Source organism: Geodermatophilus sp. SYSU D00814, from assembly GCF_054050055.1.
On sequence record NZ_JBJGYP010000031.1, the window covers coordinates 39,009 to 55,219 of the forward strand.

Sequence of the window (16,211 nt, forward strand, 5' to 3'; positions counted from 1 at the left end):
CTGTCCTACCGGTCGCCACCCCCGGCCGCGACCGCGGCCTGCGCGGCGGGCACGGCGCGCTCGCGGTCGGCGGGGACCAGTCCCAGCCGCACCCGCCGGTCGAGCAGGTCGGCCACCGTGCGCGCGCCCTCGGCGAGCACCCCGAAGCGCAGCTCCCCCACCGTCTCCGGCCGGCCCGCCACCACCGGCCCGGCGCCCAGCGCGGCCACCCGCGGCGCCTCGGTGCCGTAGCGGGCGACCAGCCGGGCCGGCGCGCGGACCCGGGCCAGCTCGGCCGGCGGCGCCGCGCCGACCAGCGGCAGGGAGGCAGTGCGCGAGCGGCGCGCGCCCCGGCCCAGGCGGGCGACGACGGCGTCGGCGGCGTCGGCGGCCATGGCCCGGTAGGTGGTGAGCTTGCCGCCGACCACGGACAGGACCGGTCCGTCCCACTGCAGCAGGTGCCGGCGGGAGAGGTCGGCGGTCGCGTCCCCGGGCCCGGCTCCGGCCGACGCGGGCAGCACCAGCGGCCGCAGCCCGGCGTAGGCGCCGACGACGTCGTCGCGGGTGAGCGGCACCGCCAGCACCCGGCTCACGGTGCCGAGCAGCTCGTCGACCTCGGTCTCGCCCGGCCGCGGGTCGTCGTCGGGGACCGGTCCGGGCACCGGCTCGTCGGTGAGGCCCAGGTACACCAGCCCGCCCGGCTGCGGCAGCGCGAACACGTACCGCGACCGCGACCCGGGCAGCGGCACGGTCAGCGCGGCGAGCGGGTCGCCGAGCCGGTCGGCCCGCACGACCAGGTGCGAGCCGCGGGAGGGCGCCAGCCGGATCCCGGGGGCGAGCGCCTGCGCCCACACGCCGGTGGCGTTGACGACGGCGCCGGCCCGCACCGTCACCGGCTCCCCGTCGACGACGGCGGCCACCTCCCGCCCGTCGACGGCGACCACCCGCGCGCCGGTCAGCACCCGCGCGCCCAGCGACGCGGCGGTGCGGGCCAGGGCGACGACGAGCCGGGCGTCGTCGGTGAGCTGGCCGTCCCAGAACAGCGCACCGCCCCCACCGGGCCGCAGCGCCGGCACCAGCCGGGCGGCCTCGGCGGCCCCCACCCGCCGGGTGCCCGGCAGCGAGCCGCGCCCGCCGGACACCGACCGCCGCACCGCGTCCCCGAGCCGCCCGCCCAGCGCGCCCACCGCGCTGACGTCCCGGCCGGCGGCGTCGGGCACGAGGAAGGGCAGCGGCCGCACCAGGTGCGGCGCGGTGGTCCGCATGAGGACGGCCCGCTCGCGGGCGCACTCCCGCGCCAGCCCGAGCTCGCCGTGGGCGAGGTAGCGCAGCCCGCCGTGCACGAGCTTGCTCGACCAGCGGCTGGTGCCGGCGGCGAGGTCGGCGCGCTCGAGCAGTACCACCGACAGGCCGCGGGCGGCGGCATCCAGCGCCACCCCGGCGCCGGTCACTCCCCCGCCCACCACGACGACGTCGGCGCCGCGGGCCAGCGCCTCGAGGTCGGCCGCGCGGCGGGCCGGGCCGAGGTCCGGGTCGCCGCTCACCTGCGGGGTCGCCCTCGGCGCACCGGCAGACTGTAGCCGTGTCCGAGCAGCCGGAACTGACCGTCCAGGGCTGGGGGCCCGGCAGCGCCTCCGAGGCGCCCGACCTCGCCGCGGTGCTGCCGAGGGCCGCCCGCCGGCACCTGGCCCGCGAGCTGGGCTGGACCCCGCGGCCCACCCCGCCGGTCGCCGTCGACGAGATCCGGCTGGCGCCCTCCCGCCTGCCCGCCGACGTGCACGCCGAGCTGGTGGCGCTGCTGGGCGAGGAGCACGTGCGCACCGACCGCGACGCGCGGCTGCGCCGGGCCGGCGGCCGGAGCTACACCGACCTGCTCCGCCGGCGCGCGGGCGACGCCGCGGGCGCCCCGGACGCCGTCGTCCTGCCCGGGAGCACCGCGCAGACGGCGGCGCTGCTGGCGCTGTGCAGCGAGCGCGGCGTCGTGGTGCTGCCCTTCGGCGGCGGCACGAGCGTCGTCGGCGGGCTGGCCGGCGTCGACCCCGACGACCGGCCGTCGCTGGCGGTGGACCTCGCGCGGATGGCGTCGCTGACCGACGTCGACGTCGCGTCGTCGCTGGTCACCGTGGGCCCGGGCGCGCGCGGCCCGGCGCTGGAGGCGGCGCTGGCCCCGCACGGGCTGACCCTCGGGCACCTGCCGCAGAGCTGGGAGTTCGCCACCGTCGGCGGCTACGCGGCCACCCGCTCGGCCGGTCAGGCCTCCACCGGCGTCGGCCGCTTCGACGACCTGGTGGCCGGGCTGACGCTGGCCACGCCGTCGGGCGTGCTCGAGCTCGGGCACCCGCCGGCGTCGGCCGCCGGGCCGGACCTGCTCGGCCTGGCGCTGGGCTCGGAGGGCGCGCTCGGCGTGATCACGGAGCTGCGGCTGCGGGTGCGGCCGGCACCGCGGGCCACCCGCTACGAGGGCTGGTCGTTCCGCAGCTGGGCCGACGGGCTGGCGGGTCTGCAGCGGCTGGCGCGGCACGACCTGCTGCCCGACGTCGTCCGGCTCTCCGACCCCGACGAGACCCGCGCCACCCTGCTGAACGCCGGCGGCACCGGGGCGCGGCTGCTGCGCGGGTCGCTGCGGGCCCGCGGCCGCGGCGCCGGCTCCCTGCTCGTCGTCGGGTGGGAGGGGCTGCCGCCGCTGGTGCGCGCCCGCCGCGGGGCGGCACTGCCGGTGCTGCGCGAGCACGGGGCGGTGCCGCTCGGCCGGCGGGTCGGCGAGTCGTGGCGCCGGCACCGCTACGCCGCCCCGTACCTGCGCGACCGGCTCATGGACGCCGGGCTGCTGGTGGAGACGCTGGAGACGGCGGCCACCTGGACCGACCTGCCCGCGGTGTACGACGCCGTCCGCTCGGCGCTGCGCGCGTCGCTGGGCCGCGAGGGGAGGCAGCCGCTGGTGATGAGCCACGTCTCGCACGGCTACCCCACCGGCGCCTCGCTCTACGTCACCGTGCTCGCCGACCGCGACGACGCCCTCCCGCTGCAGCAGTGGCTCGCGGCGAAGCGGGCGGCCACCGACGCGCTGCTGGCCGCCGGCGGCACGCTCACCCACCACCACGCCGTCGGGGCCGACCACCGCCCCTGGCTGGAGCGCGAGGTCGGCCCGCTCGGCGTCGCGGTGCTGCGGGCGGTCAAGCAGCGGCTGGACCCCCGGGGCGTCTGCAACCCCGGCGTCCTGCTGCCCGACCGGGAGGGATCCTCGTGAGATGACGCCGCGCGTCCCCCTGAGGGGCTCGACCAGCGGGATCCAGTACGCCGGGTGGCAGCCCCGTGCGGTCGCGATGGACGGGCTGGGCAACCGGGTGCTGGCCGGTCAGCGCGTCCCGGTGGCCGGCGGCGTCGAGCTCAACGCCGACGTCTACACCCCTGCGGCGCCCGGCCGGTACCCGGCGGTGGTGTCCTTCGGGCCGTACAGCACCGAGCTGCACACCGCCGGCGTGCCGACCGGGTCCAACGAGATCGGCTCGCCGCCGGTGTTCACCGACCGCGGCTACTGCCCGGTCGTCGTCGAGCGCCGCGGCACGGGCCGCTCGGGCGGGCAGCCCCTGCCCTTCCTCGACCCGCGGGACGTCGACGACCACGAGGCCGTCATCGCCTGGGCCGCGCAGCAGCCGTGGTGCACCGGCGAGGTGGTGCTGTTCGGCACCTCGTACTACGCGCTGACCCAGCCGGCCGTCGCCGCCCGCCGGCCTCCGGCGCTGAGGGCGTTCTTCGCCAACGAGCTGTCCACCGACCTGTTCCGCCACGTGGTGCAGTTCGGCGGCGTCCCCGCCAGCTTCTTCCTCGGACTCTGGATGGGCGCGAACTTCACGGAGGGCCAGGAGGAGCTGCGCGTGTCGCCGGAGCGGCGGGCGCTGCTGAGCCACCTGACCAACGGGGCCGCGCACCCGCTGCTGGAGAAGGCGGTGCACGCCCACGTGGAGCGCCTGTTCGCCGCCTTCCTCACCCACACCCCCACCCGCGGCTACGCGGAGGTCTACGCGCGGTGGCTGTTCGACGAGAAGACCCGCACCGGGAGCACCGCCCGCGAGGTCACCCGCGCCGAACTGGCCGCGATCGACGTGCCCTTCGTCGCGGTGCAGAACACCGGCTACCTCAACCTGCACCAGTTCGGCGCCTACGACCTCGTCGAACACGCCGGCACGCCCGCCGGGGACAGGTGGCTGGTCATCGGGCCGCCGGTGTACGACCTGCCGGTCTACGCCTGGCAGGGCGAGGCGCTCGCCTTCTTCGACCACGTGCTCCGCGGCGTCGACAACGGCTACGCCGAGCAGCCACACGTGCGCTACTGGGTCGACGGCGCCGGCGAGTTCGCCGCCGACACCGCCTTCCCACCCCCGGCCGGTGAGACCCGGCGGCTCCACCTCGGGTCGGGGGGCGCGGACTCCGCCACCCACCGGCTGGGCGCCGAGCCCGCGGGAGCCGGCTCCAACGCGTGGGCAGCCGTGCCCTACGGGGTGCCGGTCCTCCCCGGGCTGGACGACCTCGCGCCGCAGACCCTGGCCTTCGAGCTCCCCGTCGACGAGGACCTCCGGCTGGCCGGCGCGGTGACCGCCCAGCTGTCCTTCAGCTGCACCGAGATCGACTCCTACGTGCTGGCGCGGCTCAGCCGCGTCGACGGCGAGGGCCGCTCGCACCTGCTGTCCCTGGGTGGCCTGCGACCGGCCACCCGAACCGAGGACCCCACCCGCGGCTCGGCCGTCGAGATCGCCCTCGACGCCGACCGTCGCGAGCCGCTGACCCCGGGTGCGCCGGTCGTCCTGCGCTTCAGTCTCACGCCGGCTCCGGTGCTGCTGCGGGCCGGGGAGAGGCTCCGGCTGGAGCTGGGCAGCCGCACGGACCTGCTGCGGGAGAGCGTCGGACACGGGTACGCGCAGTTCGACCTGCCCGTGCCGCCGTACCTGTCGCGCAACACCGTGCACTTCGGGAGCGACACCTGGCTGGAGGTCACCGTGGTGCCCGCCCCTCAGGACACCTGAGCAGGTCCGCGGGCGGTCAGGCGGCGACTCGGTCCCCGTGGGACCTGCCATCCGGGGGTTCTGCTCCCTGACCGGCCGACTCCCCGGCGGAGTCCTCCGCCGGGTCCGGGCACGCGTGCAGCGGACGCTCGGCCGACGGCGCCCAGCCCGGCGGGGGCACGGCCGGCGGCGTCCCCGCCCGCCGTCGCAGCGAGCGGGGCAGCCGCGGGGCGTCAGGCACCGGAGGCCCGCACGGCGTGACCGCCGGAGAACACGTCACCGGGGTCGACCGCGCGCTTGACGGCCAGCAGCCGCTCGCGCGACCCGGCGTCCCAGGCGGCCAGCACCTCCGCGGGGCCGTCGACGTCGCCGAGGAAGTTGACCAGCCCGCCGGGCGCGGTCCACGGCGCCAGCGCGGCCAGCACGCCCCGGCCGACGTGCGGCACGACCTCGGCCAGCTCGGGCACCATCGGCGCGACCACGAACACCGACCAGGGGGCGTGCCGCCCGGGCACCGCGTCCGGCACCGGCGCGGGCCGGCCCAGCGCCCCGCCGAGCTGGCGGATCTCCACCATGACCAGCGGCACCTGCACCTCCGGGCCGGCGACGGCCAGCAGCGCGTCGACGGTCTCCGCGGTCAGGTCGGCGAGCAGCGCGCCCTTCTCCCACGCGGGCATCGGCTCGGTCGGGTCCATGTGGACGGCGTCGAGCGCGGTGGGCGGCATCGGCCCGACCCCGCCGAGCAGCACCTCACCGGCGCCGGTCATCGGCGCGAGCAGCGCGGCGGCGGCATCGGGGTCGTCGCCGGCGTAGAGGAAGCGCAGGTGCACCACGGTCTGCCCGCGCAGCGGCGGGGGCAGCTCCTCCAGCGGCGGCATCCGCAGCACGGCGATGGAGGAGGTGACCTCCTCCGGCAGCGTCGGCGCCCACGCGCGGTAGGCGTGCAGCACCGCGGCGGCGTCGCGACCGGCGAAGAAGAGGCCGCCGCCGACCAGCGCGGGCACGGCGAAGAGGCGGAACTCCAGCGCGGTGACCACGCCGAAGTTGCCCTTGCCGCCGCGGACGGCCCAGAACAGCTCGGGGTCGGACCCGGCGGTGACGGTGCGCAGCTCGCCGTCGGCGGTGACGATCTCGACGGCGAGCACGGAGTCAGCGGCGAAGCCGAACCGGCGGCCGAGCGGGCCCACGCCGCCGCCGAGGGTGTAGCCGACCACCCCGACGTCGGACGACGAGCCGCACAGCCCGACCAGCCCGTGCTCGGCGGCGGCCGCCAGCACCGTCGTCCACCTCACGCCGGCCTCGACGCGGGCGGTGCGGGCTCCCGGGTCGATCCGCACGCCCTGCATCCGGGACGTGGTGACCAGCACCGCGCCGTCGGCGTTGCGCACCGGGCCGTGGCCGGTGGCCTGCACGGCGACCGGCAGGCCGTGGGCGGTGGCGAACCGGACGGCGGCGACGACGTCGGCGGCGCACACCGCGCCCACCGCGACCGCGGGCGTGTGGGTGACCGCGGTGTTCCAGGTGGCGACCTCGGCGGCGAGGCCGGCGTCGCCCGCGGCGAGGACGGGGCCGCGGACCTCCAGGCGCAGGTCGTCGACGTCGAGGTCGGAGGGGACGGGGAGGGCGGGGGCGGCCTCGGTCAGGGTCATGGCGGGCTTCCTCGGGCTTCCTCGGGCGGTGGGGGTGGACGGCGGGGCTCGGATCGGCGACGACCCTCGCGACGCGGTCTTGCCTGCCACTTGGAGAGGACTTGCAGGTCTCGCATGGGGAGCCGATCCGGGCGTCCCGCGCGCGACCCCCTCCCGTTTCCGCCCCGGACCTGCGAAGATCCCGCCTCGTGCGGTACCGCGTCCTCGGACCCCTCGAGGTCACGGGCCCCGACGGCCGGCCGGTCGACGTCGGCGGCGCCAAGCCCCGCGCCCTGCTGGCCCTGCTGCTCGCCGAGGCCGGTCGGGTGGTCGCCGTCGACCGCATCGTCGAGACGCTGTGGGGCGACGAGCCGCCGCCCACCGTCACCGGCACCCTGCAGGCCTACGTCTCCCACCTGCGGCGGGTCCTCGAGCCCTCGCGCGGGCCGCGCGAGCCGGCGACGGTGCTGCTCACCCGGGCACCCGGGTACCGCATCGCCGTCGATCCCGACGACCTCGACAGCCTGCGCTTCGCCCGGCTGGTGGAGGAGGGCGACCGCGCCGCCGACACCGACCCCGACGCCGCCGTCGCCGCCCTCGACCGGGCGCTGGAGCTGTGGCGGGGCGAGCCGCTGCCCGAGCTCGGCGACGGTCCGGGCGCCGCCGACCGGCACCGGCTGACCGAGCTGCACGTGCGGGCCCGCGAGCGCCGCTGCGACGCGCTGCTGGCCGCCGGGCGGGCCGACGCCGCGGTGAGCGACCTGCAGCGCCTGGTCGCCGAGCACCCGCTGCGCGAGCGGCTGTGGGCCCGGCTGGTCACCGCCCTCTACTCCGCCGACCGGCAGGCCGACGCCCTCGACGCGCTGCGCCGCTGCACCGAGCTGCTGCGCGAGGAGCTGGGCATCGACCCCGGTCCCGAGCTGCGGGAGCTGGAGCGCCGCGTCCTCCGCCAGGACCCGGCGCTGGCCCGCCGCCCGCCGCGCCCGGCGCTGACGGTCGTGCCGCCGGCGCCCGCGGCACCGGCCCCCCTGACCGCGCCCGCCGACGACACGCTGGTCGGCCGGCGCGACGAGCTGGCCCGCCTGCAGGCGGTCGCCGAGGGGGTGGCCGCCGGCCGCCCGGCCGTCGTCGTGCTCGGCGGGGAGGCCGGCATCGGCAAGACCCGGCTGGCCGAGGCGGTCGCCGCGATGAGCCGGGCCGCCGGGTGGGCGGTGGCCGAGAGCCGCTGCGCCGACGACGCCGGCGCCCCGCCGCTGTGGCCGTGGACGCAGGTGTTCGAGCAGCTGGGCCAGGAGCCGCCGGCCCCGGTCGCCGAGGACGGCGAGACCGACGCCGACGCCGCCCGCTTCCGGCTGTTCCAGGACGTGCGCGCGCGGCTGGTCGCCGCCGCCGGGTCCCGGCCGGTGCTGGTCGTGCTCGACGACCTGCAGGGCGCCGACGAGACCTCCGTGCAGCTGCTCGGCCTGCTGGCCCGCCACCTGCCGCGGGTGCCGCTGCTGGTGGTGGTCACCGTCCGCAGCGTCGGCGAGGACCTGCCCGAGGCCGTGGGCGACTGCCTGGCGCGGCTGGCCCGCGAGCCGGCCGCCGTCACCCTCGCCCTGGACGGCCTGACCCCCGACGACGTCGGCTCGCTGCTGGCCGCCCAGCTGGGCCGGGCCGGTGACCCGGCGCTGGCCGCCACGGTGCACGACCGCACGGCGGGCAACCCGTTCTTCGTCGTCGAGCTGACCCGGTGGATGCGCGGTGCCCGCCACCTGCGGCTGGACCGGGTGCCGGTGCCGCCGTCGGTGGTCGAGGTGCTGCGCACCCGGCTGGCCCGGCTGCCGGAGGGCGCCCGCCCGGTGCTGGAGCTGGCCGCCGTCGCCGGCCGCGAGGTGACCCTCGACCTGCTGCGCACCACCGGGGAGCCGGCCGAGGCCGTGCTGGCGGCGCTGGACGCCGCGGCCGCCGCGGGCCTGGTGGGCGAGGGCTCGGCGCCGTGGAGCTGGCGGTTCACCCACGCCCTCGTGCAGGAGGTGCTCGCCGAGGACCTGCCGGCGCTGCGCCGCGCGCAGCTGCACGCCCGGCTCGGCGCCGCGCTGGAGCAGCGGGTCACCGGTGGCCGCGCCGACGACGCGCTCGTCGAGCGGCTGGCGCACCACTTCGTCGAGGCGGCGCCGATCTCCGGGCCCGGACCGGGGCTGCGGTGGTCGACCGCGGCGGCGGAGGTGGCCCGCGCCCGGCTGGCCGACGGCGAGGCCGCCCTGCACACCCGGCGTGCCCTGCGGCTGCTCGACCCCACCGCGCCCGACGCCACCCGCACCCGGCACGACCTGCTCACCGCGCTCGGCAACGACCTGCTGCGCAGCGGGCAGCGCACCGAGGCGCACGAGGTGGTCGGCGAGGCGCTCGCGCTGGCCCGCGAGCTCGGCGACCGGCGCTGCATGCTCGAGTCGGCCGCCGTCTGGGGGTCGGTGACGCTGTGGAACTGGCGGCCGCACGGCGTCGTCGACACCGAGATGGTGGGGCTGCTGGAGGACCTGCTCGAACACCGCGACGACATCGCGCCGGACGCCACGGAGGCCGAGCGCGACCGGCTGACCGCGCGGCTGCTCGGCACCCTCGGCGTCGAGCTGGCCTTCAGCGAGGACCTGCAGCGCGGCGTCCGCTACGCCGAGCGGGCCGTCGCGCTGGCCCGCGGCGCCGGCGACCCGGAGCTGCTGGGGCGGGTGCTGAACAACTACTCGCTGGCGGTGTGGGGGCGGCCGGGCGCGGCGGAGCTGCGGCTGGCGGCCACCGACGAGGCGCTGGCGCTGGCCGGCCGCGGGCTGCCGCGGCGCACCGAGTTCTACGCGCGGCTGCACCGCGCCGCGATCCGGCTGCACCTCACCGACCGGGCCGGCTTCGAGGCCGACCTGGAGGCCGGGCGGCGGCTGGCGTTCTCGCTGTCGGGGCCCGAGGTGCGCCCGCACGTGCTGTGGCAGCAGGCCGGCGCCGCGTGGCTCGCCGGCGACGCCGCCCGCGCCGAGGAGCTGACCACCGAGGCCCACGAGCTGTACCGGCGGGTGACGCCGCACTCCCGGCACGCGTTCGCGGCCCACCAGTTCGCGCTGCGCCGCGGCGACGGCCGGCTGCCCGAGGCGATCGACCTGCTCGTCGAGACCGGCGACGAGGGCAACCCGCTGCTGCAGCTGATGGCCGTGCTGGCCGCCGCGGAGTCCGGCGACCTGCACGAGGCCCGGCGGCTGCGCGCCCGGTGGGGGCGCACCCAGATCCGCGACTGGGCCAGCGACGTCGCGGTGCTGCTGCAGGCCGAGACCGCGCTGCACCTCGGCGACGAGCCCGAGATCACCATGGCCACCGTCGCGCTGCTGCCCTTCCGCGGCCGGCAGGCGGTGCTGGGGACGCCGGCCTTCAGCCTGGGCGCCTACGACGAGCTGCTGGGCCGGATCGCCGAGCAGACCGGGGACACCGTCGCCGCCCGCGACTGGTGGACCGGCGCCCGTGAGCAGGGCCGCAAGGTCGGCTCGCCGCACCAGGTGGCGCTGGCCGAGTCGCACCTGGCCCGCGTCCCGGCCGAGGAGGCGCACCGCCCGCCGCGCCGTCGCCGGTCCGCACCGGCCCGGCGGCCCGCCGTCGAGCCGCCGGTGCAGGAGCGCCCCGCCTGATGGCGGAGCCCGTCAGAGGGTGGTCGCGCGGCCGCCGTCGACGGGGATGACCGCGCCGGTGACGTAGGCGCCGGCGCGGCTGGCGAGGTAGACGACGACGCCGGCCATGTCGTCGGGGCGGCCGATGCGGCCCAGCGGCGAGCTGGCGGCGATCTCGTCACCGCGGGCGGCGAGCGTGGCGGCCATCATCTTCGACTCGAACGGCCCCGGCGCGACGGCGTTCACCGTGATCCGGCGCGGCCCGAGTTCCTTGGCCAGGTGGCGGGTGAGCTGGTGCAGCGCGGCCTTGCTCGACGAGTAGGAGTAGGTCGGCAGCTGCGGCACGTGCAGCCCGTCGATGCTGCCGACGTTGATCACCCGCGCCGGGTCGTCGTCGGTGGCGGCGGCTGCCAGCAGCGGGACCATCGCCCGGGTCAGGAAGAACGGGGCCTTCACGTTGAGGTCGAGGACCTTGTCCCACGCCGAGGCGGGGAAGGTCTCGAAGGGCTCGCCCCAGGTGGCGCCGGCGTTGTTGACCAGCACGTGCACCCGCTCCTCGCGCCGGGCGACCTCCTCGGCCAGCCGGACGCACTCGGCCTCGGTGCTCACGTCGGCGGGGATCGACTCGACCCGGCCGTGCGGCGACAGCTCCGCCACCGCCTGCTCACCGGCCTCGGGCTTGCGGGAGGAGACGTACACCGACGCCCCGGCCTGCAGCAGCCCGCGGGCCATCATCAGGCCGATGCCGCGGGTGCCGCCGGTGACGACGGCGACCTTCCCGGTCAGGTCGAACAGGTCCACGGCAGCCTCCGGGCGTCGTCCGCCCCGATCGGAGGACCCCGTACGGCAGCGGCCGGGCCACTGTGCCAGCCTCTGTCCCCGTGAACGCTCCGGCCCCCTCTGACGCGACCGCCCCCGCGTCCCTGGGCGTGACCAGCGAGGTCGGCCCGCTGAGGACGGTGGTCCTGCACCGTCCCGGCGCCGAGCTGCGCCGGCTCACCCCGCGCAACAACGACCAGCTGCTGTTCGACGGCGTGCCGTGGGTGGCCCGCGCGCAGGAGGAGCACGACGCGTTCGCCGCGGCGCTGACCGGCCGCGGCGTCGAGGTGCTCTACCTCGGCCGGCTGCTGACCGACGTGCTCGACGACCCCGCCGCGCGCAGCGAGCTGATCGCCGCCGCCGTCGACGACCCCCGGCTGGGCGCCACCCTCAAGCACGCCGCGACCGACCACCTCGCCGGGCTCGCGGCGGAGGACCTGGCCGGCACGCTGATGGGCGGCCTCGCCCACGACGAGCTGCGCGGCGGCCGCGGGCTGGCCTACCAGATCATGGACCGCGCGGACTTCGTCGTCCCGCCGCTGCCCAACCTGCTGTTCACCCGCGACTCGTCGGTGTGGGTCGGCGACCAGGTGGCGATCACCTCGCTGGCGATGCCGGCGCGGCACCGGGAGAGCACCATCCTCCGCGCGATCGCCACGCACCACCCGCGCTTCGCCGGGAGCGGGCAGCTCTACGACGCCTCGCTGGAGCACCTCGAGGGCGGTGACGTCCTGCTGCTGGCACCCGGCGTGCTGGCCGTCGGCGTCGGGGAGCGGACCACGCCGGGCGGCGCGGAGCGGCTGGCGCGCCGGGTGTTCGCCCGCGGCCTGGCGCACACCGTGCTCGTCGTCCCGATCGCGCAGGAGCGGGCGACGATGCACCTGGACACCATCGCCACGATGGTCGACGTCGACGCGATGGTCATGTACCCCGCCGTCGCCGACTCGCTGGTCGCCTGGACGGTCACCGCCGGGGACGAGCCCCCCGACGACGCCGACACCGCCGAGCTGTCGGTGACCGGGCCGCGGCCCTTCGTCGTGGCGGCCGCCGAGGCGATGGGCATCGAGCGGCTGCGGGTGATCGACACCGGGCTGGACCCGGTCACCGCCGAGCGCGAGCAGTGGGACGACGGCAACAACACCCTCGCCCTGGCGCCGCGGCTGGCCGTGGCCTACGAGCGCAACACGGTGACCAACGCCGCGCTGGAGGCGGCCGGCATCGAGGTGGTGCGGATCGCGGGCTCGGAGCTGGGCAGCGGCCGGGGCGGGCCGCGGTGCATGTCCTGCCCGGTGTGGCGCGACCCGGTCGGATGACCGGCAGCGGCACCGCCCCGCGCGCCGGGCGCATCGCCGGGCTGGGCGGGGGGCTGGTCGGCTGGCTGGTCTTCGTCGAGTTCACCAGCGGCGTGCTGCAGGGCTACTACGTCCCGCTGCTCACCGACGTCGCCCGCCACCTCGGCATCCACGACGCCGACGTCAACTGGCTCGAGGCCGCCCAGCTGATGCTCTCGGCGATCGCGGTGCCGGTGCTGGCCAAGCTGGGGGACCTCTACGGCCACCGCCGGATGCTGCTGCTCTCGGCGGCGGTGACCGCGGCGGCGACGGTGGTGCTGGCGTTCGCGCAGGACTTCGGCGTCTTCCTCGTCGCCTGGGCGGTGCAGGGCGTCTACTCGGCGTGGCTGCCGCTGCAGGTGGCGCTGATCCACTCGCGCTCGCGTGGCCGGGCCGACGCCGCGGCGAGCACCCGGCGGGCCACCGGGATGATCGTCGCCGCGCTGCAGGCCGGCGCGATCGTGGGCGCGCTCGGCGGCGGGCAGGTCGGTGCCGCCCTGGCGGGGCGGTTCTGGCTGGTGCTGCTGGTCCCGGGCCTGCTCGTCGTCGGCGTCTGCGTCGTCGTGCTCACCCGCGTGCCGGAGAGCACCGACCGTACGGGCGGGCAGGTCGACGTCACCGGCGTCGCCCTGCTCAGCGTCGTCCTGCTGGTCATCACCGGCGGGCTGACGTTCGTCCGGGTCAACGGTGCCGCCGAGCCGTGGCCCTGGCTGGTGACCGCGCTCGGCGTGCTGCTGGTCGTGCCGTTCGTCCAATACGAGCTGCGCCGTCCCGACCCGCTGGTCGACTTCCGGGTGCTGCGCTCCCCCAGCATGTGGCCGGTGCAGCTCACCGCCGGGCTCTTCGGCGTCAGCGTGCTCGGCGCCCAGGGCCCGCTGTCGACCTACGCCCGCACCGACCCGGAGGTCTACGGCTACGGGCTGGGCCTGTCGACCAGCGAGGTGTCGATCGTCATCGGCGGCTACGTGGTGTCGATGCTGGTGGGCGCCAGCCAGTTCTCCCGGGTCTCGCAGGCCACCACCCCGCGGGTCACGCTCATCGGCGCCGCCGGTCTCACCGGCCTCGGGTACCTGCTGCTGGTGCCGCTGCACGACACGCTGCCGCAGGTCCTCGGGGCGATGGTGGTCGCCGGCCTCGGCTCCGGTGCGCTGGTCGCCGCACTGCCCGCCGCGGCGGCCGCGGCGGCCCCGCCCGGGCGCACCGGCGTGGCCACCGGGCTGACCAACACGACGAAGGTGCTGGGCGGCAGCTTCGCCTCGGCGGTCTTCGCCGTCGCCCTGGCCGCCGGGGCCCCGGCCGCCGCCGACGGGTCCGAGGGCACCGCCGGGTCGCTGGCCGGCTACGTCACGGTGTGGGCCGTCTGCGGGGCGACGGCGTGGCTGGCCGCGCTGTCGCTGGTGTTCGTGCCGCGGCTGGCGTTCTCCGACCGGCCGGAGGCCGTGGGCGTGCGGGAGACGGCGTGAGGAGGCCGGCGTGAGGATCGCCCCGCTCGCCCTGGGCTGCACCGCCGCCGTCGCCGCCGCGGCCGCCCGCCGGGTCGCCCGCTTCCGGCCGCGGCACGCCCCCGTCCCGCCCGCGGACGCCGCGGGCCTGGACGCCGACGCCGCCGCGGCGCGCCTCGCCGAGCTCATCCGCATCCCCACCGTGTCCTCCCGCGACCCCGGCCAGGTCGACGCCGCCGCCTTCCGGCGGTTCCGGGACCGGCTGGCCGAGCTCTACCCGCACACCCACCGCGTGCTCGAGCGGGAGGTCCTGGGCGACGGGGCGCTGCTCTACCGCTGGCGCAGCGGCACCGACCGGCCGCCGCTGGTGCTCATGGCCCACCACGACGTCGTCCCGGTCACCGGCCAGGCGTGGACCCGCGACCCGTTCTCCGGCGCGGTCGAGGACGGCGTCGTGCACGGCCGCGGCGCCGTCGACGACAAGGGCTCGCTGGTCGCCGTCCTGGAGGCGGTCGAGTCGCTGGCCGCGGCCGGCCACGTCCCGGCCCGCGACGTGTACGTCTTCTCGGGTGACGACGAGGAGGTCCTCGGCGTCGGCGCCGAGCTGGCGGTGCAGGCCTTCCGCGACCGCGGCATCCGGCCGTGGGCGGTGGTCGACGAGGGCGGCGCCGTGGTGACCGGCGTCTTCCCGGGGGTGCCGGGGCAGATCGCCGTCGTCGGGCTGGCCGAGAAGGGACTGCTCGACGTCGAGCTGGTCACCACCGACCCCGGCGGGCACGCCTCCTCGCCGACGCCGGACGGCGCCCCGGCCCGGCTGGCCCGCGCGATCGTGCGGCTGGACGCCGCGCCCTTCCCGGCCCGGCTGCACGACGTCGTGCTGCGGATGGTCGACGCCGCAGGCCGGCACGCCACGGGCGCGTACCGGGCGCTGTTCGCCCACGCCCCCGTGCTGCGGCCGGTGCTCGCGACGGCGCTGGCGCGGGCCAGCCGCGAGGCCAACGCGCTGGTGCGGACCACGGTCGCGGTCACCGAGCTGGAGGGCAGCGGGGCGCGCAACGTGCTGGCCACCCGGGCGCGGGCGCACCTGAACGTCCGCATCGCGCTGGGCGAGACGGTGCAGTCGACCGTCGAGCGGCTGCGCCGGGTGGTCGCCGACCCCTCGGTCGAGGTCACCGTGCTGTCGGGGACCGACCCGTCACCGGTCTCGCGGACCGACACCGAGGCCTACGCGGCCCTGCAGGCCGCCGTCCGGGCGGTGTACCCGGAGGCGGCGGTGGCGCCGTACCTCATGGTGCAGGCCAGCGACGCGCGGCACTTCGCGCAGATCAGCGACAGCGTCTACCGGTTCATGCCCTTCGACCTCTCCCGCGGCGAGCTCGACGCGCTGCACGCCGCCGACGAGCGGATCCGCGTCGCCGCGCTGCACCGCGGCGCGGTCTTCTTCCGGCACCTGATCCGCTCGCTCTGAGCGGGGTCACCGCACCAGCAGCCACACGAACCCGGCGACCAGGGCGCCGAGGACGGCCGACCGCAGCAGCCAGCGGGCCGCGGTCAGTGGGCCGCCGGGCAGCGGCGGGCGCACCTGCAGCCCGGGCGGGGGCGGCCCGAGCACCGGGCCGAGCCAGCGCAGCGTCGCCTGCACGGTCTCGCGCTGGGACTGAAGCTTGTCGGTGTAGTCGCCCAGGGCGCCGACCAGCAGGACGGGCAGGAGGACCAGGGCGATCAGCCCGCTGATCGGGTCGTCCCCGCCGCCGAGGTCGACGGTGCCGGAGGACGGCGCGGTCGACACCCCGGTCAGCCGGAACAGCCGGTCCCCGTGCCACAGGTGCAGTCCCCGGCCGCCCCGCGAGGGTGCGGCGCTGTGGAACTCCGCCAGCGGGGCGTCGACCACCAGCCGCCGGCCGCGCCACGTCGCGGTGCGGGTGATCGACAGCCGGCCGCCGGACATCTGCAGGCTGACCGCGCGGCGGCCGATGCCCAGCGGGGTGAAGCGGCGCGCCCAGCGCAGCGGCGGACCGACCGCCCCGGGACCGTCGTGGGGCGGCAGCGGGTCCCCGCTGCGCCATCCGCGCCGCTCCTGCGGCCTCTTCTCCGTCTGCACCGTCGACACGGCGCGGGAAGGTACGGCGCCGGACGCCGTCGTGGGGACATCCGGCACGCGCTCGTGCTCTGCCCACGCGTGCGGGGCAGAGCACGAGCGACGGCCGGACCAGGAGGTGGCCGGCCCGACCGGCGCGGGACTAGCTGTACTGACCGGAGACGTTGGTCGGGAGCGTGTGACCACGGGATCTAGTTGACGGATCTTGTGAGGGAGGACCTCCGGGCGTGGAGTGGAGCTGCTGAAGGCGACCACTGCCACGACACCGGAGGTCCTCGTGCTCCACGC

10 protein-coding genes are annotated in these 16,211 nt (G+C 77.7%); 6 read left to right on the plus strand and 4 right to left on the minus strand.

Annotated features, from left to right (window positions below; genetic code table 11):
• Positions 1-5: 5 nt before the first annotated feature.
• Positions 6-1,523 (minus strand): glycerol-3-phosphate dehydrogenase/oxidase, encoded by a 1,518-nt coding sequence (locus tag ACI780_RS20200; RefSeq protein ID WP_457005265.1) that lies wholly within the window; start codon positions 1,521-1,523, stop codon positions 6-8.
• Between the two features lie 38 nt (positions 1,524-1,561).
• On the opposite strand from ACI780_RS20200, the gene ACI780_RS20205 reads away from it, so the two are divergent.
• Together ACI780_RS20205 and ACI780_RS20210 are read left to right on the plus strand one after the other, a co-directional pair.
• Complete coding sequence (locus tag ACI780_RS20205) at positions 1,562-3,226, plus strand: FAD-binding oxidoreductase (protein ID WP_457005267.1); 1,665 nt, start codon at positions 1,562-1,564, stop codon at positions 3,224-3,226.
• 1 nt (position 3,227) lies between these two features.
• Entirely contained in the window at positions 3,228-5,000 is a 1,773-nt protein-coding gene (locus ACI780_RS20210) for a CocE/NonD family hydrolase (RefSeq protein ID WP_457005269.1), read from the plus strand.
• A gap of 212 nt (positions 5,001-5,212) precedes the next feature.
• Here the strand turns inward: ACI780_RS20210 and ACI780_RS20215 are convergent, their stop codons facing one another.
• The gene (locus ACI780_RS20215; RefSeq protein ID WP_457005271.1) at positions 5,213-6,628 is read right to left on the minus strand and encodes an FAD-binding oxidoreductase; all 1,416 of its coding nucleotides are present in this window, start codon (positions 6,626-6,628) and stop codon (positions 5,213-5,215) included.
• A 188-nt stretch (positions 6,629-6,816) separates the two neighbouring features.
• Between ACI780_RS20215 and ACI780_RS20220 the strand changes: the two genes are divergently transcribed.
• Positions 6,817-10,254, plus strand: coding sequence for a BTAD domain-containing putative transcriptional regulator (locus ACI780_RS20220; protein ID WP_457005273.1), 3,438 nt, complete (start codon positions 6,817-6,819; stop codon positions 10,252-10,254).
• A 12-nt stretch (positions 10,255-10,266) separates the two neighbouring features.
• Here ACI780_RS20220 and ACI780_RS20225 read toward each other — a convergent pair whose 3' ends face one another.
• Positions 10,267-11,034: an SDR family oxidoreductase gene (locus ACI780_RS20225; protein ID WP_456872409.1), complete on the minus strand. Its 768-nt coding sequence runs from the start codon at positions 11,032-11,034 to the stop codon at positions 10,267-10,269.
• A 128-nt stretch (positions 11,035-11,162) separates the two neighbouring features.
• Between ACI780_RS20225 and ACI780_RS20230 the strand changes: the two genes are divergently transcribed.
• Genes ACI780_RS20230 through ACI780_RS20240 form a run of 3 tightly spaced genes read left to right on the plus strand, consistent with a single transcriptional unit; the run spans position 11,163 to position 15,293 of the window.
• A complete protein-coding gene (locus ACI780_RS20230) occupies positions 11,163-12,365 on the plus strand; it encodes an arginine deiminase (protein WP_456872408.1) in 1,203 nt (400 codons plus the stop codon).
• Positions 12,344-13,846, plus strand: a complete 1,503-nt coding sequence (locus ACI780_RS20235) for an MFS transporter (RefSeq protein ID WP_457005276.1) — start codon at positions 12,344-12,346, stop codon at positions 13,844-13,846. Before ACI780_RS20230 ends, ACI780_RS20235 begins: the two co-directional genes overlap by 22 nt.
• A 10-nt stretch (positions 13,847-13,856) precedes the next feature.
• Positions 13,857-15,293, plus strand: a complete 1,437-nt coding sequence (locus ACI780_RS20240) for a M20/M25/M40 family metallo-hydrolase (protein ID WP_457005278.1) — start codon at positions 13,857-13,859, stop codon at positions 15,291-15,293.
• A 6-nt stretch (positions 15,294-15,299) separates the two neighbouring features.
• Here the strand turns inward: ACI780_RS20240 and ACI780_RS20245 are convergent, their stop codons facing one another.
• Positions 15,300-15,935, minus strand: coding sequence for a hypothetical protein (locus ACI780_RS20245; protein ID WP_456872405.1), 636 nt, complete (start codon positions 15,933-15,935; stop codon positions 15,300-15,302).
• Positions 15,936-16,211: the final 276 nt, after the last annotated feature.

Excerpts from the sequence above, each read along its gene's own strand:
- ACI780_RS20215 (WP_457005271.1), bottom strand. The coding sequence starts at position 6,628 with ATGACCCTGACCGAGGCCGCCCCCGCCCTCCCCGTCCCCTCCGACCTC.
- ACI780_RS20210 (WP_457005269.1), top strand. The coding sequence starts at position 3,228 with ATGACGCCGCGCGTCCCCCTGAGGGGCTCGACCAGCGGGATCCAGTAC.